This window comes from Affinirhizobium straminoryzae (assembly GCF_007004135.1).
In the GTDB taxonomy this organism is placed as follows: Bacteria; Pseudomonadota; Alphaproteobacteria; order Rhizobiales; family Rhizobiaceae; genus Neorhizobium; species Neorhizobium straminoryzae.
Window position 1 is genome coordinate 1 of sequence record NZ_VJMG01000078.1, and the last position, 19,739, is coordinate 19,739.

Sequence of the window (19,739 nt, forward strand, 5' to 3'; positions counted from 1 at the left end):
TCCGAGATCGAGGAAGACAGTGACGCGACGGTGCAACTCGGCGACAATGTGACGCTCGATGCCGCCGGGGTGTTGAATCTCCAGGCCGAAAACCTCGGCTGGTCGGTCTCCAACGTCGTCGGTATCGCGCTGGGCGCGGTCGCAGCCGGCTATGTCCATTCCTATGCCGAAAGCTATGGTGACGCGACGGTCAAGGCTGGCAACAATCATGTGCTGAAGGGCAGTGCGGTGGAAATCTCCGCGCTGATCGGTGAGCTGCAGTCCGTGGGTCGCCTGTCCGGCGCGGCAACGCTTGCGACTATTGCCGGCGACCGCGGTGCTGTTCGCACGGCGCTGGAATTCCTGGGGCTTGCGCGCACCACCTATCGCCGTGCCGAAAGCTTCGCCCTTGCCGCAGCGGGCGGTCTGGGCGCTGCCCAAGGCAGCAATATTGCCGCCAAAACCGGCAATGATGCCCTGATCGACTTCGGTTACGGTCAGATTGCGGCCCGCAACGGAGATGTGGACATCACCACCGAAAACCAGGTGGCGCTGCAGTCCAAGATTATCGGCATCACCGTCGGCGCCCTGTCGCTCGGCGCCCATGTGGCACAGTCGACAAACCGGAACAGCAGCCGAATCGCGCTTGGCTCCTCGATCAGCGCGCAGGACATCTCCATTCTCGCCAATAGCGACACCCGTGCGACCTCGCAGAGCTTCGCCGTTGCCGGTGGTGTCTACACGGCCGGCATTTCGATGGCCAAGGTCACTGATGTCGGTGCAACGACGATCGAACTGCGCGATCTCGGCGCGACGCCGACCGGCGACGACATCCGGGCGACCGGAACCATCGTCATCAAGGCCGATCACGAGCGCCACTTCGACGGCAAGATGAACTCCTTCGGCGTCGGCCTTATCGGTGGCGGCTCCGGCAGCAATGACTATGATGTCCGCGGCATTGCCACGGTCGATATCGGCGACAACAGAAAGATCGTCTCCAAGACCTATGACGACCAGAGCAACGGGGAAAAAATCCAGATCCTGGCGCGGAATGCGATTGCCAAGGACCTGTTCGGCGGCAGCAATGTCAATCTGAAGGCCTATGGCGCAATCGCGATTGCCGACGTGGATTCCGACGTGACGGTGAAGACGGACACCGGCGTTTCCATCGGCCGCAACACACAGATCTACTCGGCAGGCGATCTGACGATCAAGTCGATGGCCAATGTGAGCGGCGATGACGTGATCACCGTGGATGCAGCGGGCGCTGCGGCCGCTGCCACCGGCAAGACAAACTTCACCCATTCTGGCATCTCGGGAGATCGCGCGCAGTCTTATGTGAACGTCGGCAATGCGGCATCGCTGTTTGCCGGCGAGCGTCTGGAAGCCTCTGCCGTCACCGATACCAAGATGTCCACGTCTGGCGACGGTTCGGCCTATGGTGCCGGGGCGACATTGCGGGTGGATTCCGTTACCGCATCGACCTCCGACAACGTCGTGACGATTGGCGAAAATGCCCTCGTGAAAAGCTACGGGGACGTGTTCCTCGGGGCCGGCGAGGACTATGTGGACGCCAACGATACCTCTGCCCTGGCAGGGGACCGCCTGGTCGGCTACCGCATCAACAGCAATGATGTGGCCTCCTCGGTCATTTCCATCATCGGGGCTGCCATCGGCATTCCGCGTGACAATATCTCGCGCGCGACGAGCGACCAGAACAATATCCTGGCCATCGCCAGCGGTGGCAAGGTCCAGTCCGGCGAGGACATTCATGCCGCAGCGTCTGATGACAAGCGTGGCGGTGCCACCGCCTATATCGATGTCCGCAACTACTCGGCCACCAGCTTCCTGACAGCCTTCATGGACATCAAGGGTGTTGGCAAGACGAACAAGGCGGGTGTCGTCAATCTTGGCGGCACGCTGGAAACCGGCGTTGACCGGGTGCGGTGGGTTTCCATCGATGGCACGGACATGAATTCCGTGACCGGCAAGGGCTATAACTGGCGCAAGGCCGTCAGCAGGTCCGGCAATACGTGGAACGTCAATTACGAGGCACCGCTCGGCGATGTCGTCCTGCGCACCGGTGTGAACCGCGGCGGTCTCATCGGCGGCGGCAGCATCGTCACGCCGCGCGATGCGGATCTGCGGGTGGTCAATACCTCGTCCGATGCGCTGGCCATCACCGGCCTGTCCATCCCCTATCTGGTGGGCGGCAAGGTGTATGTGAACGGCACGCAGGTGAAGCAGAATGGTTCTGCGCTTCTCGGCGCGGTCCGCTACACCCTTCCGACTGCGGATGCAGTGCTGTCTGTGGTCAACACCAATGCAAGCGGACCTGATCTCACCGTCAAGGGCCAGATCAGCAACCTTGGCGGTTCTGTGACGCTCGCCAATGTCTATGGCTCGGTTGCACTGCAGTCGCGTGTCCAGGCGGCAGATCTGACCATTCTGGCCGGGCGCGATTTCCGGATCGACACCGACAAGGACATCAACCTCGGCAATGACCCGATCAGCGAATTCAGCGACCTCGCCAATTCCTACAACAACACCCAGACGGCTGATAATGCCAATGTGGCGCTGTCATCGGCAGGTACGCCGCAGGGTGCTGCCGGTTCGATCGAGGCGCTCGGCAACATCTATGTCAAGGCCGACGGGGTCAACATCAACGGGACAATCCGTTCCGGTGTGAGCGGCCGGGATACGACCGTGACGCAGGCGCAGGTGGACGCGGCCCTGGCGAGTGCCCAGAAGACCCGCTATGCCCAGACCAAGAGCGAATCCGACCGGTATTACCAGCTGACAGGTGGCTTGGGCTTTGATCCGCTGACGGCAACGCGCGACCAACTGGCCGGCATTTCGATCGATGACCTGTCCACCATCCCGCTGTTCTACGACTATGCGACCAACCGCATCGTTGCGAAGAACCTGCAGGCGGAAGGCGGCAGCATCATCATCGAGGGGCGCATTGCCAGCACCGGCCGCGGCAAGGTGGAGGCGCTGGACGGCTTCGCCCGCTTCGACATCACCAACCAGTCGACGAGCGCGCTGGAACTGCGTGACATCGATACCGGTAACGGCGTGGAAGGTACGATCGTCTTCAACGATCATAACTACCAGACCGCCAACAGCAGCTATCTGCAGACCCGCTGGGCACGCATCGGCAGCGACATCGTCAAGTACGAGAACACTTCGAACGAACTGACCAATGGCGTTGCCATGACCGTGGCAGATACCGGCGCTGCCGCGGCCACCTATGATCCGCTGGCCAACCAACGGTACAAGTGGACCGTGAAGGCCGACTACTACGATCTGCAGCAGTTCTACTCGCACCACGAGGACAAGAGCGACGGCGAAAGCGATGTGAACGGCATCATCAGCAACCAGAACGGAGCCCCCTGGACCTCTGCCGATTACGCTGCGATCCGAAAGACACTGACCACCCGGACGAGCGGCGATGGATGGGAGCGCTATGGCGATGATCACATTAGCTGGTCCACCCCGAACTTCGGGACAGCGCCGGTCGGTTCACTGACGATCGACAGTTCCGACACCTCTGATTTCCACTACACGCGCGAAGTAACTGAGACGGGGCGCGAGGTGCAGAACTTCAAGAGCGAGACGGTCTGTGAGACGCGGATTCTCGGCATCTGCGCCGACTGGGAAGTTCGTCCGAAGATGGACTATCGCATCTATTACCACAGCGATCAGACCTACTCGGTGAAGGCGGACAAGACGATCAATATCGGCTTCTTCGGCGAGAACACCGGTCGCATCGCAGTACAGAGCCAGGGTGATGTGCTGGTCGGAGGCAAAGTTCGCAACATCTCGGGCGAAACGTTGCTGACCAGTGAGCAGGGTGGCATCTACACGGCCAACAATGATGGCCAGAAGGGTGTTCTGCTTGCCAACAACATCACGCTCAATGCCAAGATCAGCATTGGCAGCTCAGCAACCGACACGTTCCAGATCGAACAGACGGGTGACAATGCCCTCGTGAATGCGAAGGCTCCGAACCTCTATCTCGAAGAGGTTGCTGGTAACCTGCGCCTCGGCCAGATCACTGTCGATGCGGCAAAGACCGCCAATGGTGGCGACCTGACGCTGGTATCCCGTGGCAATCTCGATTTCCGTGCCTCGAACATGGGCTCGGTGGTCAAGGGCGGCCGTATCGAACTCGAAAGCAAGACGGGCAAGATCCTCACCAATGTTGCCGATAATGGCCTTGACGTGGATACCGACGCGGCCGGCGGCGGCACCCTGTCCGTCAAGACGAAAGATGCTGATGCCGTCACTATCCGGGAAGTCTCGGGTGATCTGCGGGTCGATACGATCGACGTGGCCGGCGATCTCACGCTGCTGGTCAATGGCGATCTTCTGAACGGCCAGACAACGACCACTGACCTTGCCACGCGCGATGCTGCCTTTGCCGACTATCTCGACAGTCGCGGCATCGGCTCGGCCAGCTATACCCAGGCACAGACCGAACTGGTCAACGATGCCAAGGCCAAGCAGATGACCGATATGTATCAGGCCTACTGGAAGATGCGGGGTGCAGGCCGCACGACCAGTGCTACCAATGGCGCAAGCCTGATGCGGGTGGCCACCACAGAAGCAGTGAGCGCTGTTGCGCCCTATGATCCGGACTTCGTCTATCATGTCTCGGCGGAAGATCGCACGGCCTTGAAGTCCAACGGTCTTTCGGATGCCGATATCGCGTCCTATGAGGCAAAGCAGACAGCCTTCTATCACGACGCCCACGACAAGCTCGGGGCTGCGGCCGAAGGAACGTATGACCCCAACTTCGTCTACACGCTGACCGACGCCGAGCGCACCGCCAATACGGCTGGCCTCACCATCAACCGTGAGGCCGTTCTTTCTGCGGTCAATGCGGAAGTGGTCGGCGGTAATGCCAGTGGGTCGAACCAGAGCAGCAACATCCAGGCCGGCAGCCTCGATATCGATGTTTCCGGAACCATTGGTGAAGCGAGCAACGGTTTCAGTGTCAACGGCAGCGGCGACAAGACGGTTTCCGTGGCGGACATGCAGCGCATGCGTACGGCCGCGGTTGGGGACGTGCATTACAATGCTGATGGCTCGATCACCGTTACCAACCATGACGGCGTGTCGATCAACACTGACGGCACTGTCAACGTGAATGCCGGTCAGGACGCCTTCCTGCAGAGCCAGACTGATCTGAAGGTGAAGACAATCTCCGTCGGCAACACGTTGCAGCTCAACACCTCCGGCAGCCTGCTGAACGCCAACGACGACGGCACGGCCAACGTCACGGGTCGCAACCTGGTGCTGTCGAGTGCCGGCGAGAATCTCGGTACGTCCGACAAGCGCTTTGTGACCGACGCAACCGATGACGGCTATGTACAATTGCGGACCGATGGCTCGGCCTATCTTTCGGAAAAGACCGGCGACCTGCGCCTGCAGGATGCGGCCGGCCCGACGCTGGACCTTCAGGCCAATGACGGCCGCATCGTCGATGCCTTCAATGATAATGGGGTCGAAATCAACGGCGACAACGTCAAGCTTTACGCTCGCGATGGCATCGGCACGCAAGGGGCTGACCTCGACGTGACGACCCGCGCAAAGGGTTCGATCGAGGTGCAGACGCCCGGCGATTCCTACATGTACGCTCCGGATCTTCCGGTGCAGGTGAAGGAGGCGGTTGTTGGCGGTCTCTCCAAGATCGTATCGGCAAGCCAGATCCTGGTCGAGGCGGGCAAGACCTTCTCGGCGAGCGTCATCGACTGGTACGCGCCCGACGACGTGATCTTCGGCCAGAACAGCAAGATCGTTTCCCGCGATGGCACGGCGAAGATCCGCACCGATGCCGATCTGGTGATGGGCAAAGGCTCCACCATCGATGCTGCTGGCAATGCCATCGACATCGGCGCCGCAGGCAATGTGGTGCTGGGCAACCTTGTCAGCCAGAAGGGTGGCAACGACGTCATCGTCGTCAATGCCGGCGGCTCGATCAACGGCAATGGCGACGGCCTGAAGGATATCGATGTCTCCGACGATACGGCAGGCGTCACGCTTTCGGCCCATGGCGGCATTGGTGGCGACACGGCAGTATCGACCAATCTGGCCCGCCTGACCTTTACCAACACCGATGGCGGCGACGTCGCAATCGAAAACAGCCGCAGCATGACGCTGGAAGGCGGTACGGTCGGGGCTGGATCGTCGATGAGCGTCTCCACGGCCGGCAATCTGCTGACGCAATCCGCCACTGCGGTCGACGGTGACATCGCGCTCTCTGCCGATGCGACGCTGACGCAGGCTCAGAATGCCGTCATCGACGCTGGCGTCGGTTCGATCGCGATCACCGCCGGTACGGATGCCGTTCTCAATCGCATCCGTACCGCCGGGAACGGCAACATTGCCATCGCTGCCTTGACCGGCCAGATCAGCCTGAACAAGGAAGTCAGCACCGCCGAAGGCAATATCAGCGTCACTGCTGATACGGACCTGACGCTGGCAGATGCAGGCCATGTGACGGCCGCCGGTGCAGGCAACATCTCCCTGTCGGCAACGAATGGGGCGCTTACCCAGGGTGTGCTTGCCATTGTCAATGGCGGTACGGGATCAGTCTCGCTGGCAGCGGGTACGGATGCCGTCCTGAACCGGATTCTGACAGCCGGCAACGGCAATATCGACATTACCGCCCGGACGGGCCGCGTTGACCTGAACAAGGAGGTCAGCACCGCGGAGGGCGATATCGGCGTCACCGCCGATACGAATCTGACGCTGGCAGATGCTGCCCATGTGACTGCTAGCGGAGCCGGCGATATCGCGCTGTCGGCAACGAATGGCACGCTCACCCAGGGTGCCCTTGCCATCATCAACGGCGGCACGGGATCGGTCACACTTTCGGCCGGTACGGATGCCGTGCTGAACCGGATCCTGACAGCCGGCAACGGCAATATCGACATTGCCGCCCGGACGGGCCGCGTTGACCTGAACAAAGAGGTCAGCACCGCTGAAGGCGACATCGGCGTGACCGCCGATACGAACCTGACGCTGGCAGACGCTGCCAATGTAACGGCCGCCGGTGCAGGCAGCATCCGCCTGGACGCAACCACGGGGCAGTTCACCCAGGCGATCGGTGCGCTGATCGACGGCGGAACGGGCGATGTCGATATCCTCGCGGGCATTGATGCCCTCGTTCAGCGGGTCCGTACCGCCGGAAACGGTGATCTCGGCATCCGCAGCCGTCAGGGCAACGCCTATCTGCAGAACGATCTTGATACCGCCGAGGGATCGATCGGTGTGCTTGCCCAGCACAACGTGTTCATCGCGGCAACCTCGGATATCACGGCAGTTGGGGAAGGTGACATCAGGATCCGTGCGGTTGAAGACAACGTCATCCAGACGCAAGGGGCATGGATCGATGGCGGGCGTGGCCAGGTTCGTGTGGATGCAGGCTTCAACGTGGTGCTGCGTGATGTCCGCTCCACCTATCCGTCGCGCTATCGGATCATGGCGACGGCCGGCAACTACCTTGATGATGGCGGCAATGCTCATCGCAACGTGCTCGATACCGAGATGCGCAATGCCCGCATCGATGTCGCGGCGCTGCTGCCGGTGGTGCCGGACGCGGGCCTCTACCTGCGTGCGCTTCGCGCCCTGCAGGAGAGCCGGACCGGCATCGTCAATCTTGCCGAGAGCGTGATCGCCGATGCGGTTGAGCGCGACGAGAACGGAGCCATCATCCTGGCACCCGGGAACTAAACAACAGCGGGAGGCAGCAATCTGTGGAACCACAGCACTTGCCCTCCCGCAGCAATGACCTTCGTGCCACAAGCGAACCGAAGACTATTTCCAGAAGTGAGGATGTCGTGTCCAAGAATGCAATTCGTTTGAACTCTCTGATCTCCACCTTTGCCGCCTGCCTGGCGCTTGGCTTTGCTATGCCTCTGGTGGCAGAGGCCGCCGGCACCGGCGACAAGCCGAAGGCTCCGGAAGCCGCAGCACCGGCAACGCCTGCGGCAACTGCCGCTGCACAGCCTGCCGATGCCTCCCAGAAAGCGAAGGATGGCACCGCTGCTTCGGCGCAAAAGGGCAAGGATGGCGCCGCGGCTGCGCCGGGAGAGGTTCAGAGCGGACCAAAGGTGACCGTTCAGCAGCATGGCGACTGGCTGCTGGAATGCTATGACCCGGCGATCAACAATGTGAACTGCCAGATCAAGCAGCGGATCGCTCAGAAGGACACCGATCGCAACATTCTGGTGATGAGCATTGCCTTCGATCCGAAAGCCAAGAGCAATGTCATCCAGTACGTGCTGCCGCTGGACTTCCTGCTGACGCCGGGCGTCTCGGTCGAGGTCGGCAGCTATCAGACCACCGCCGGCGTCAACCGCTGCTCGGTACAGGGCTGCTTCGTTGAAGGCACCACCGACGACGGCTTCATCAAGGCCATGCAGGGCGCCAAGGACGGCGGTCGCGTCGTGATCGTGTCGCGCACCGGCCAAAAGGTCGGGATCGGTTTCTCGGTCATCGGCTTCTCCATGGCCTATGACGAGATGGTCAAGGAAAATACGCGCATGGCAGCGCAGCAGCCGAAGGGCTGAGGCCGTCGCGGGCGGCGTATGCCGCCTGTCGCCGGCAAGACAGACTGGGGAGGCCCGCGGTGGGTCTCCCCTGCGGAATTTCGGGGGTTCAGGTGCGGTCGGTTCGGGACATACAACGCGGCGGATATCGCGAGCGCAACAGGGGACAACAGATCGGGATAGCCACGGATGCCGGACAGGGCAGGGCCGTGCCCGCGCGTCTGATGCGGGCGGGCGCCATGCTTTTCGGCCTGTCCTGCGGTCTGGTGGCGGTTCCGGCCGGCGCGGCGCCGGCGCTTCCGACGGTGCCTGCCACCACCGATGCCGACATCAACAATCCGCGTGCCGTCAGCGATTTCGAGCAGCGTGAGCGCCAGCGCGCCCTGGAGCGCGCCACCGACCAGCAGCCGGTCGCCCCGAGCGCGCCAGGCCAGGAGGAGGTGGCCGTGCCGAAAGGCGCCGAGCGCGCCAGCTTCGTGCTGAAGGATGTCGCGTTCAACGACAGCCGCGTCTTCACCAAGACCGATCTCGACGCAATCGTCGCGCCCTATCTGAACCGCAAGATCTCCGTCGCGGACCTGTTCCGCCTGACGGCGAAGATCAACGCCACCTATCGCGAGCGGGGCTACATTACCGCCCAGGCTGTCTTGGTGCCGCAGCAGATCGCCGGCGGCCATGTCCGTATCCAGCTGGTGGAAGGCACGATCGGCGCCGTCGAGGTGTCGGGCAACAAGAAGGTTCGCTCCGACGTGGTGATCGACCATGTCGAGGTGCTGCCGGGCAGCATTCCCACCATCCAGCTGATCGAGCGGCGGCTGGCCGCGGTGAACCAGAACCGCAAGTTCCAGGTCACGGCCGGGCTGAAGCCCGGCAAGGAGACCGGCACCACGGATTTGCAATTGCAGGTGACGGGCGAGCCAAAACCGTTCAGCGGCACCGTCTATCTCAACAACCAGGGCACCCGCGACAGCGGTCGCTATACGCTCGGCGCCACCGCCAGCCTCTACTCGCCGTTCGGCTATGACGAGACGATTTCCGCCGGCCTGACCACGTCCGTCAGCGACATGAGCAACATGCTGCAGGATTTCGACGTCGGTTCCTATTTCTTCGACGCCGACCTGCCGATGCCGGTGGGCAATGGCGGGCTGCGCCTGCTCTATTCCCATTCGGATTCCAAGGTTCTGGAAGGCAGCTTCGCCTCGCTCGGCGTGCTGGGTCGCGGCGATCTCGTCAGCCTCACCTACACGCAGCCTTTCTACACCACGCCGACCTGGAACTTCTCGACCGTCAGCGGCGGCCAGTGGAGCAACACCCACAGCGAAGTCAGCACCGTCGATACCGACACGCTGTCGTTTCGCGTGTTCGGCGGTGTGAAGGGGCAGGCGACCTTCCCCACCACCGGCACCTATATCGAAACCGAACTCCGCCTCATCCAGTCCTGGGTCGATACGAAGGGGCTCAGCGGCCATGATCGCGATACGATCACCCGCATGGTCGGCAGCGCCACGCTGTTCCAGTCGATGGGCGACGGCCTCAGCCTGATGATGCGGGCCGGCGGCCAGTATACCCCGGAAAAGCGCCTGCCCTCCGGCGAACTCTGGTATCTTGGCGGCGTCAGCACGCTTCCCGCCTATGAGCTTTCGTCGCTATCGGGTGACAACGGCCTCTATCTTGCCAACCAGATCCGCTACAGTTCCGACTATTACAACAGCGGCATGCAGCAGGCGTTGGGCATTCCCTTCTCCTCCGGCATCCGTGCCTTCATCGACGTGGGTGCCGTGTTCGACGATTATCTGCGCGGCGAATCCAGCAGCTTCTATTCGGATGCGGGCTTTGGACTGGATTTCGACATTGGTGGACATCTGAGCGGCGACCTTTCGGTGGCCTGGGCAATCGATCCGAAGATGAACAGCAATATCAAGGTCGACAGCCCGCGCTTCCTCTTCACGCTCACCACCAGTTTCTGACGGACTGCCTGCCGTCCACAGGTGGTGGCACGATGCTCGATGTATCGATGTTGAGGGAGATGTTCGAAAAAGCGTCTGAACCCCGGATCAAGAAGGACTGCCGTGACGTTGGCCATGAAGGAAAACGGCTACTCGCGGCGCCGGCCTTGCGGGCTATATCGATCTGTGCGCTTTCCGCTATCGATCGACACGATGAGATTATGTCGCGCTCGGCTCTCGTGAAGTCGTAGGCGCTCTCGACAGTTTTTTCAGGGATTGCGCCTGCTTACTTCAATCCGGTTATGTTTCGGCGAAGCACTCCTGAAAAGTTCGTCAGTCCGCCTTGATGAAGCGCGTCGACGAACGCCTCAACCGATGGGATTGTCTTACGCAGATTATGCCTCGCACTTCTGACACTTGGTATTAGAGCGCGACTGGCGGATTAGCGGCCATAAGTCTCGATCAGGTCCTCTGTGTCCTCGGCTAGCGCTTCCATCGCCGTCTGCCGTTTGTCGAGCTTCGACTTCAACGCGAGCACCTCCTTGAGGAGGGCGCGGCGGTGTTTGCCGACGTAGCGGAATGGCAGGTCGCCCCGGTCCATGCGCAAGACCACGAGCAGGCGCGAGATGCCGAGAATGGGTGAGGCTTCGCTCGGGCTCAGTTCCTCGTCCTCGGCCAGCACGGCAACCCCCTCTCCGCTCAGCATGTGCGCCAGAAGGGCTTCAACAGCCGCGGCGGCCGAGGGTGGGATCGGGAACGTCTGCTCCTTGCCATCTGCATCACGAACCTGGAGTTCCAGACTGTCGCCGGCTACCAGCTTTGGTAGGGGTGGCTATCTGTCGGTCGCGATCTGACAGTCTGGCGATATGAACAATCTTGCGGGCCATGACGATTTCCTTCGTCGCAATATGGCGAACAAGGCCTTTAACTGCAATAACTGAAAGTGCGGATTGATTGCGATGGTGGTGATGAGGGCGATTCTTCGGAACGCTGGTTCGATTCCCATCAAAGGCAATGAAAAGTAAGCTATTAGTTCCTGGCACAAGGAAGTGCCACCGCGCCTTTGAAAAGCGCGGTGGTGTCGTTATTGCTCAGACCGGAATGGGGTTCTCGACCAGCGACTGATTGAAGCCGTGAACAAACGCATGTTCGCCGCTACCCGGATTGTCGCGAAGGGCCTGGATCTCGTCGACAATGACTTCCGGTGCGTCGGTGGCAAGCTTGGCCATCGTCTTCTCGATGAAGATATCGAGCGGCATGGCACGGGGATCGCCGCTCTTCTTGATGAGATCCGTGTCGACCCATGGCGGCGCGATTTCCTGGACGCGGACCGAGGTGTCGCGCAACTGGAAGCGCTGCGAGAGCGCATAGGAATGCAGCGCCGCCTTGCTGGCCGAATAGACAGCCGTCGATGCGAGCGGCACATAGGCGAGCACGGACGTGTTGTGGATGATCGTTGCGGCCGGCTGGCTCTTCAGATGGTCGATCAGCGCCGATGTCAGACGGATCGGCCCCAGCAGGTTGGTCTCGATGATCCGGCGGGAGACCTCGTCGTCGATCTTCGCTCCAGCGTCGTCGAACGGCATGATGCCGGCATTGTTGATCAGCACGTTCAGCGTCGGATAGTCCTTGACCAGGCGTGCAGCCACGCGCTCGATATCGGCGGCATCGGCAATATCCAGTTCGACACCATCAATGCCGGGATTGGCGGCAGAGACTTCGTCCAGCAGGGCCTTGCGACGGCCTGCGACGATCACCTTGTTGCCGCGGGCATGCAGGGCTTCCGCCAGCGCCCGGCCGATGCCGGATGTGCCGCCGGTAATGAAAATGGTGTTTCCGGTGATGTTCATGGTCATGACTCCTTGGTCGGGCGGGCATACGGGCCGCGCCGCGTTTCGTGGTGATTTCAGCGATGTTTGAAGGATTTCGCTGGGAGGATGCCGGCGGGAGAGCAGCCCTCCCGGCCGGTTGACGGCGTCAGGCGACGCGTTCGACCTTGGGGAAGTCGAGTGTCGTTCCGACGATGTTGTTCACGCTATTGGTCAGGATGTTGACGGCGACATGTGCCACCGTTTCCAGGATCTCGGCGTCTGACAGTCCATAGGCACGCGCGGCTTCCAGCGCCGGGGCGGAGGCCTGTCCATGTGTCGCGTTGATCGCAAGCGCGAGGTCGAGAATGGCCTGGATCCTGGGATCGGAGGTGCGTCCCGTCTGGGCGGAGGCGCGATCTTCGGCCGAGACGCCGGCAGCGCGGGCGCCGCCCGTATGGGCTGCGAGGCAATAGTCACAGCCGTTGGCCGCCGCAATCGCAATCGCGATCTGCTCCTGAGCCTGTGGCGTCAGCACGCCGCCGCTCAGGAAGCGCTTGCTTCCGGTGTAAACCTCAAGTGCTGCCGGCGCATGGGCGAGAACGCGGAACAGGTTTGGCACCTTGCCCATTACGGCTTTCGCTCCCGCGAAGATTTCGGCGACATGCGGTGTGACTTCGTCATCCGTCAGGGTGGTGATGGCAGACATGGTCAATCTCCATTCTTGGGTGATATTCGTTGAAAGGGTGGACAGAGGGATTGGCGGATCCGGCCTTTTGCCCGGATCAACCCTCGAGAAAGCGATCGATCTCCTGGGAGAAATCCTCGATCTCCTGGAAGAGAAAGGCGTGACCCGCATTGGGGTACAGCACCAGCTTGGCGTCCGGCGCCTGCTGCGAGAGCACATAGGAGCGGTAGGCCGGGATCATCACGTCATGGGCGCCATTGGCGACCAGGATCGGCAGCCGCAGTTCGTTCACGCGATGCAGCACGCCCGGCCAGCTTGAAATCGCCTTGGCCTGACCCATGAAAGCGAGCGCGGACGTCTTCGGTCCGTAATCCGGCTGCGCGTGGATGCGGGCCAGCGATGCCCGCCCTTGGGCAACGGCGCTTTCCGTTTCAGGATAGAACAGGAAGAGGAAGTCATCGTCGCCGTTCTCGCCCTTGGTCATCACCTGCGGTACCCGCGGATGCTGCTGCGGGCCATCCGTGATGCCTCCGGGGCTGGATCCGGCGACAATCAGGCGGCGCACCAGATGCGGATAATCCAGAGCGAACTGCTGCGCGACAATCCCGCCGAGCGACCAGCCGAGAACATCGACCTTCGAAAGACCAAGTGCTGCCAGAACCTCGACGACGACAGCCGCCATGCCGGCGATTGTTTCAGGAACCTTTCCCTCCGATCTGCCGATACCGGCGCTGTCGAAGCGGATTACCCGTCGATCCCTGGAGATGGCCTGAATGAAGGCCGGATCCCAATCATCCAAGGTGCCGCGAAAACGCTGAAGCAGAAGGAGAGTGATACCGCTCTCGGGGCCATCCTTGCGAACCGCAAGGCGGCCATGGGTGGTATCAATCCACTCCAGATTGGTTGCAGAAGACATGGGCCTTTCCTTCATTTGCCCGCCGGGCTTGTTTCGATGAAAGGAACATAGGCCGATTTTTCTGCGTCTCAAATGACATAAAAACGTCAAATAAGGACAAGCGTTGTCAGCCTGTGGCGATCTTGTCGTCTTCGCCTTCAATGAGCTTCAGGCTGCGACGCAGGCTCTGCGGGGGCTGGCCAAAGAAGCGCAGGAAGGCGCGCCGCATGCGGTCGCGGTCCGCAAAGCCGGTGTCACGGGCGACAATATCGAGGGGATGACGTCCTTCCTCCAGCATGACCTTGGCCGCCTCCAGGCGGAGCCGCTCCACCGCCTTGGCGGGCGATTGCCCGGTTTCCTCGTGAAAGAGGCGGCTGAACTGGCGCGGGCTGAGGCTTGCCACTTCTGCCAGTTCCTCTACCGTCAGCGGATTGCGCAAATGCTCCTTGGCATAAACCAGCGTACGCCGAACGCGATCCGAGCGAGGCTCCAGTTCCAGCAGGGCCGAAAACTGTGACTGTCCCCCGGGCCGCCGGTGATAGACCACAAGCTTGCGCGCGATCTGACGCGAAAGCTCCGCGCCATGATCATCCTCGATCAGCGCGAGCGTCAGGTCTATGGCGGAACTCATGCCGGCAGATGTCCAGATCGACCCGTCCTGAATGAAGATGCGATCCTCATCGACATCGATCTTCGGAAACCGCTCCTGCAGCGTGCGGGCATGTGCCCAATGGGTTGTCGCCTGGCGGCCATCCAGAAGCCCTGCCTCGGCCAGAAGAAAGGCCCCGGTGCAGACCCCGGCGACACGACGTGATTCAGCGCCCGCCGATTTGATATAGTTTCGCAGGGCGGACGATACCGGCTGTGGCATCAGTTCCCCCACCACCATCAGCGTATCCGGAAAGTCACCGAGCGGCTGTGTTTCGATTTTGATGCCCAGCGAGGAGCGGATCGCGCCGCCTTTTTCCGACATCACGGTCAGGCGATAGGCTTCGATCCCAAGCGTCTCATTGGCAAATTCGAAAGCGGTGAGCGCGGCCATGCCCATGACCTGGAAACCGTTTTCCATGATGAAGCCGATGTGACGCATGTCGGATCTCCGAAAAGAGGACGTGTCTTTTTTTGACGGATATATGGCATTTGAGCCGTGCTCGTCCAGCGCTAAGGTTCAGTCATCGAAACAGCAGGGCCGAACGTCCTGCCAGAAGAGGATAGAACAATGACTGACACCAAGGGCACCGTTCTGATCACCGGCGCATCGTCCGGCATCGGCGCCATCTATGCGGACCGCTTCGCAGCCCGCGGCCATGACCTTATTCTCGTGGCGCGCAATCTTGGCCGATTGGCTGATGTTGCAGCTTCGTTGAAGGAAAAGCACGGCGTTCAGGTGAAGACGATCGCCGCCGATCTCGGGTCCGAGCAAGGTCTCAGCGCCGTCGAAGCCGCACTTGCAGAGGACCAGACAATCACGCATCTGGTCAACAATGCCGGCTTCGGCAGCGCCGCCCCGCTGACGGCAGCCGACGTGGGAGACATGCAGGCCATGGTGGCGATCAATGTCACAGCGCCCCTGCGACTGACCTATGCGGCAGTCCCTCGCTTCATCGCCCGTGGCAAGGGCACGATCATCAACATTGCCTCGATCGTTGCCATCGGCCCGGAAATCCTTAACGGTGTCTATGGCGGCACCAAGTCCTTCCTGCTCGCATTCAGCCATTCGCTGCGCAAGGAACTGGTGGGCACGGGCGTCAATGTTCAGGTCGTGCTGCCCGGCGCCACGGGCACAGAGTTCTGGGATGTGGCTGGCCTGCCGGCCAGCAATCTGCCGACGGAATGGGTCATGTCCGCCGCTGACCTCGTCGACGCCGCCCTTCTGGGGCTGGATCGCGGCGAATTCGCCAGCATTCCTTCGCTGGCCGATGCTGCCGAATGGGATGCCTGGGAAGCCGCACGCGCGGTGATGCTGCCGCATCTCTCCAGCCGCACACCAGCTGCCCGTTATCAGCGCTGAACCCGCCATGCTGCATGGTTTCGCGGGATGTGACGCCCCGCGAGACCGTCTCAATATCGGGTTGGTTGCGCCCAAATGGATTCGATGTGGGGCACCGCGCGTCTGAAAGACAAGGGAATGTGAACCTGCATCATCCCACGTTGCCTAGCGTCGCCCGACGGCGTGTCTGTCGCGCCTTTCTCTCCATTTCACGCTGCTACAACTGCCTTTCACGGTTGTTGCGCAGACAGGAAAGTTCGCCCCATGTCCTCTGAACATTCGCCTCCCGCCGCACCTGTGCCGTCGCCCAACGCCGCGCCGGCAAGCGCCTCCATCCTGCCTTCCTATTTCCTGGCGCTCGGTACGTTTGCCATCGGAACCGAAGGCTTCATGATTGCCCCGCTGTTGCCGACCATTGCGCAGGATCTCGGCATGAGCCTGTCTGCCACAGCAACCCTGGTGGTGGTCTTCACGCTGGTGATGTCGCTCAGCTCACCCATCACCACGGTCATGACTGCCAGCCTCAAGCGTCGCAGCACGCTTTTGGCGGCCATGACGCTGTTTGCGGCCGGTAACCTGGTTGCAGCCTTCTCTTCCTCGTTCGCCACCTTGATGGTCGCGCGCATCCTGATGGCCGTGGCATCAGGGCTCTACGTGCCGGGTGCCAATTCGCTGGCCGGCGCCATCGTGCCGGCGGAAAAGCGGGGCAGGGCGCTCGCCATCGTCAGCGGCGGCATGACGATTGCCATTGCGCTTGGCCTGCCATTGGGCGCGCTGGTCGGCCACACCTTTGGTTGGCGCTCCACCTTTCTGGCGGTTGCCGCCATGGGACTTGTCGCGATCCCTGGCATTCTGTCCGGCGTTCAGCGTGATGCGGGATCCCAGATCGCAGTTGCCAAGCTGGCCCAGCGCGTCGGCGTTATCCGCCAGAGGCCTGTCCTGCGCCTGCTCGGCGTTACCCTGTTCTGGTCCATCGGCGCCTACACGGCCTATCCCTATATTGCACCCTATCTGACGCGGGTTCTGGGCTTTGGCCCGGCGGACATCGGCGCGACCGTTTCCATGTGGGGCATTGCGGCTGCGATAGGCGTGACCATTGGCGGCCGGCTGAATGACCGTTTCGGCTCGAACCGGGTGGTGCTGTGGTCGCTCATTTTTCTCGGCGCTTCTTTTGCAACGATGGCCGTCGCCCCGCGGCTCTCTGCGGACTTGGCGCTGGTGCCGGTGCTGGTGGCGATTGCCGTCTGGGGCTTCAGCGTCTGGTCCTTCTTTCCGGCGCAAATGGCCCGACTGATCGCGGCAGGCCCCGTTTCGCAGGCGTCTGTTTCCCTGGCGCTCAATACCTCCACCATGTATCTAGGCTTTTCCATCGGCTCGGCCATGGGGGCCGGTGTGATCGGAACCGGAACGGTCTGGGGCATCGGCGCCATTGCCGCCGTTTCCGAGGCCATCTCGATCTTTCTCGATCGCAGACATATCCGGAAGGGATAGGCCGCGCGCACGCCCTGAAGGAACATGAAAAAATTGAGTGGGAGAGACGACGCAGATTCTATGGCTCTGTTGAAAGAAAATTGCAAAGCCCTGAAATCAGGGAAAACGATACCGTCTCCCCACCATAACCAGCCCTGAACAATCGCCCGGCGACGGCCGCATGCAACCTTGGGCAGCAATGGTGGGGCTTTTCTCGTCAGGAAACGCAGACCGTCTGGAATTCCATTCTATCGCAAGAATTCTTTGCAACAGAGCCGGCGCAATGGCCTGACATAATTCCCAAAGGCAGAACGTTGCCCGTCAATCCGTATTCAGTGAAGGTGATATCGCCGTCACACGTGTTGCTAAGCACGTGTGACGTTTTCTCTCTGCCCAAATCCGATGGCAAGCACCGAAAAGATCAGAAGTCCGGTGCCGACCTGCTGCCAGTAGAAGTTCAGTCCGGACAGAAGCAGGCCATTGGCGACGATGCCGAGCAGCAGGACCCCGAGGGCAGTGCCGGGGATGTTCGGTCGACCGTGTCGATCAAAGGTGGTGCCGATGAAGGTTGCTCCGATGGCGTTCAGCAAGAAGGCATTGCCGGATGACGGGATGTAGACCGTAACCGTCGAGGTCAGAATGAGGCCGACCACGGCCGCGATCAGGGATACCAAGATGTATGTGACCGCGTTTATGCGCGGCAGGCTGAGGCCTGAATATCTCACGACGCTCGCCTGCATCCCAGCGGCGATAACGGAGCGGCCGAAGGCGGTGCGCGCCAGCACGATCCAGCTGGCTGCGAGGATCACGAGTGTGACCAAGATTGGCAAGGGAATATCGGCGATCGTTCCATGCCCCAGAACGCGGAATGCGTCCGGCACACTGTTCGGCGGTAGGTAGACCGGATTGCCGCCATTGGTCAGCAATTGCTGGACGCTGCGCCCGACAAACAGCGTGCCGAGGGTTGCCAGAAAAGGTGAAATGCCGATGCCCGCGATCAGAATTGCGTTGAACAGGCCGACCATGGCCCCGCCTGCCAGGCCACCGACGATGGCAAGCAGAACGGGCTGCCCGGCCAGGACCAGCGAGACGAATGCGAAGCTGGCGAAATCGATGGCGGTACCAACCGAGAGATCGATACCCCCGGCCGAAACGGCGAAGGTCATCGCCACGGCGGCGATCGCCAGAAGCGCGACATTGTTGACGAGCACGCTCAGCAGATTTGCACCCGACAGGAAGCCGGGCGCGATGCTTGCAAACAGGGCGAAGACGAGGACGAGCGCCGCGACAAGAGCGTAGCGACCGATGGTACCGGAGAGTTTTCGGGATGGCCCGACTGCATGGGTGGATTGGGCGGAAGCAGCCATGTCATGCCGCCTCCTTGCGGCCAAGCAGCGTGGTGGCGGAGACGACCAGCAGGATGAGAAGTCCCTGAACGCCGCTGACCAGCGTGCTCGGAATATTGAGCAACTGGAAACCGTTGATCAGGACGCCGACGAAAAGCGCGGAGAGCAGGGTTCCGGTGACGGTCGGAATGAGACGGTTCGAAAAGACGCTGCCGAGCAGGGCGGTCACGACGACCGGCAGCAGCATGTCGCCAGCGCCGGTGGTACTGCCGGAGAGATAGGAAACAGACAGGATGCCGGCGATACCACCGCTGAGCCCGCTTGCGAGGAACGAACCACCGATGAAGGTTTTCACCGGCAGGCCGGCGGCACGCGCCGCCTCGGGAAAGGCACCGACGGCATAGAGCCTCAGACCGAGCGGGGTGGCCTGCACGATCACTGCCACGCTGAGCGTGAAGCCGACGAGGATATAGGCCAGCACCGGAAGGCCGAGCGGACCGCTCGCCGAGAGTGCGGCAAGGAAATCCGTGGCAGCCGGAATGACGGTATTCTGCGTCAGCACCAGTTCAAGTCCCGCCACGACATTCATCACGGCCAGGGTTACCAGCAGCGGCACGATGCCGGCAAGCGTGACGGCTGCGGCATTGACCGCACCGATGGCAAGCCCCGTTGCCAGCGCCCCGGCCACGGCAACAGCATCGCCGTAGCCTGCCTGGATGATCGCGGCATAGACGGCGGCACTCAGGCCCATGTTTGCCGCCAGCGACAGGTCAATGCCCCCGGTCACCACATTGGAGCCGCCGGCAATGATGACAAGGGTCAGGCCTATCGCCAAAACACCCGTAATGGCGGATTGGCCGAGCACGTTGCCGATGTTGCCGATCGTCAGAAAATAAGGTGCCGTCACTGCAAAGATGAGGAAGACGCCGAGAAAGATCGCGAAAGCACCGGCACGCACGGCAAGCATGGCAAGGCTACGGCGCGCCGGCCGTGTCGTCTGCGGATCGGCGTCTGTCGTCTGCCAACGCTCGTACCCGCTCTCAGCTCCAGCGGTCT

Annotated in this window: 12 protein-coding genes; 5 read left to right on the forward strand and 7 right to left on the reverse strand. The window is 61.5% G+C overall.

Going from position 1 to position 19,739, the window contains the following annotated elements; all coding sequences use genetic code 11:
• Positions 1 to 30: 30 nt before the first annotated feature.
• From FNA46_RS26215 to FNA46_RS22590, 3 genes are all read left to right on the forward strand, one after another.
• On the forward strand, positions 31 to 7,722 hold the full coding sequence (locus FNA46_RS26215; RefSeq protein ID WP_210245914.1) for a beta strand repeat-containing protein: 7,692 nt from the start codon (positions 31 to 33) through the stop codon (positions 7,720 to 7,722).
• 107 nt (positions 7,723 to 7,829) lie between these two features.
• Entirely contained in the window at positions 7,830 to 8,561 is a 732-nt protein-coding gene (locus FNA46_RS22585; protein ID WP_185969963.1) for an invasion associated locus B family protein, read from the forward strand.
• Between the two features lie 188 nt (positions 8,562 to 8,749).
• On the forward strand, positions 8,750 to 10,507 hold the full coding sequence (locus FNA46_RS22590) for a ShlB/FhaC/HecB family hemolysin secretion/activation protein (protein ID WP_143127480.1): 1,758 nt from the start codon (positions 8,750 to 8,752) through the stop codon (positions 10,505 to 10,507).
• A gap of 421 nt (positions 10,508 to 10,928) precedes the next feature.
• Here the strand turns inward: FNA46_RS22590 and FNA46_RS26675 are convergent, their stop codons facing one another.
• The 5 genes from FNA46_RS26675 to FNA46_RS22620 all read right to left on the reverse strand — a co-directional run bounded on the left by FNA46_RS26675 (position 10,929) and on the right by FNA46_RS22620 (position 14,967).
• Positions 10,929 to 11,168 carry a MerR family transcriptional regulator gene (locus FNA46_RS26675; protein ID WP_425468797.1) on the reverse strand — a complete coding sequence of 80 codons (240 nt, stop codon included), beginning with the start codon at positions 11,166 to 11,168 and terminating at the stop codon, positions 10,929 to 10,931.
• Between the two features lie 409 nt (positions 11,169 to 11,577).
• Positions 11,578 to 12,336, reverse strand: coding sequence for an SDR family oxidoreductase (locus FNA46_RS22605; RefSeq protein WP_143127481.1), 759 nt, complete (start codon positions 12,334 to 12,336; stop codon positions 11,578 to 11,580).
• A 127-nt stretch (positions 12,337 to 12,463) separates the two neighbouring features.
• On the reverse strand, positions 12,464 to 13,003 hold the full coding sequence (locus FNA46_RS22610) for a carboxymuconolactone decarboxylase family protein (RefSeq protein WP_143127482.1): 540 nt from the start codon (positions 13,001 to 13,003) through the stop codon (positions 12,464 to 12,466).
• A 76-nt stretch (positions 13,004 to 13,079) separates the two neighbouring features.
• The gene (locus tag FNA46_RS22615; protein WP_143127483.1) at positions 13,080 to 13,898 is read right to left on the reverse strand and encodes an alpha/beta fold hydrolase; all 819 of its coding nucleotides are present in this window, start codon (positions 13,896 to 13,898) and stop codon (positions 13,080 to 13,082) included.
• 106 nt (positions 13,899 to 14,004) lie between these two features.
• Positions 14,005 to 14,967, reverse strand: coding sequence for a GlxA family transcriptional regulator (locus FNA46_RS22620; RefSeq protein ID WP_143127484.1), 963 nt, complete (start codon positions 14,965 to 14,967; stop codon positions 14,005 to 14,007).
• Positions 14,968 to 15,096: 129 nt separating this feature from the next.
• On the opposite strand from FNA46_RS22620, the gene FNA46_RS22625 reads away from it, so the two are divergent.
• Positions 15,097 to 15,888: an SDR family NAD(P)-dependent oxidoreductase gene (locus tag FNA46_RS22625; protein WP_143127485.1), complete on the forward strand. Its 792-nt coding sequence runs from the start codon at positions 15,097 to 15,099 to the stop codon at positions 15,886 to 15,888.
• Between the two features lie 243 nt (positions 15,889 to 16,131).
• On the forward strand, positions 16,132 to 17,358 hold the full coding sequence (locus FNA46_RS22630; RefSeq protein WP_143127486.1) for an MFS transporter: 1,227 nt from the start codon (positions 16,132 to 16,134) through the stop codon (positions 17,356 to 17,358).
• Positions 17,359 to 17,702: 344 nt separating this feature from the next.
• Here the strand turns inward: FNA46_RS22630 and FNA46_RS22635 are convergent, their stop codons facing one another.
• Both FNA46_RS22635 and FNA46_RS22640 read right to left on the reverse strand, forming a co-directional pair.
• Positions 17,703 to 18,704, reverse strand: coding sequence for an ABC transporter permease (locus FNA46_RS22635; protein WP_143127487.1), 1,002 nt, complete (start codon positions 18,702 to 18,704; stop codon positions 17,703 to 17,705).
• 1 nt (position 18,705) lies between these two features.
• Complete coding sequence (locus FNA46_RS22640) at positions 18,706 to 19,650, reverse strand: ABC transporter permease (RefSeq protein ID WP_185969967.1); 945 nt, start codon at positions 19,648 to 19,650, stop codon at positions 18,706 to 18,708.
• Between the last annotated feature and the right edge of the window lie 89 nt (positions 19,651 to 19,739).

Excerpts from the sequence above, each read along its gene's own strand:
- FNA46_RS22640 (WP_185969967.1), bottom strand. The coding sequence starts at position 19,650 with ATGCTTGCCGTGCGTGCCGGTGCTTTCGCGATCTTTCTCGGCGTCTTC.
- FNA46_RS22620 (WP_143127484.1), bottom strand. The coding sequence starts at position 14,967 with ATGCGTCACATCGGCTTCATCATGGAAAACGGTTTCCAGGTCATGGGC.
- FNA46_RS22610 (WP_143127482.1), bottom strand. The coding sequence starts at position 13,003 with ATGTCTGCCATCACCACCCTGACGGATGACGAAGTCACACCGCATGTC.
- FNA46_RS22630 (WP_143127486.1), top strand. The coding sequence starts at position 16,132 with ATGTCCTCTGAACATTCGCCTCCCGCCGCACCTGTGCCGTCGCCCAAC.
- FNA46_RS22615 (WP_143127483.1), bottom strand. The coding sequence starts at position 13,898 with ATGTCTTCTGCAACCAATCTGGAGTGGATTGATACCACCCATGGCCGC.
- FNA46_RS22625 (WP_143127485.1), top strand. The coding sequence starts at position 15,097 with ATGACTGACACCAAGGGCACCGTTCTGATCACCGGCGCATCGTCCGGC.
- FNA46_RS22605 (WP_143127481.1), bottom strand. The coding sequence starts at position 12,336 with ATGAACATCACCGGAAACACCATTTTCATTACCGGCGGCACATCCGGC.
- FNA46_RS22635 (WP_143127487.1), bottom strand. The coding sequence starts at position 18,704 with ATGGCTGCTTCCGCCCAATCCACCCATGCAGTCGGGCCATCCCGAAAA.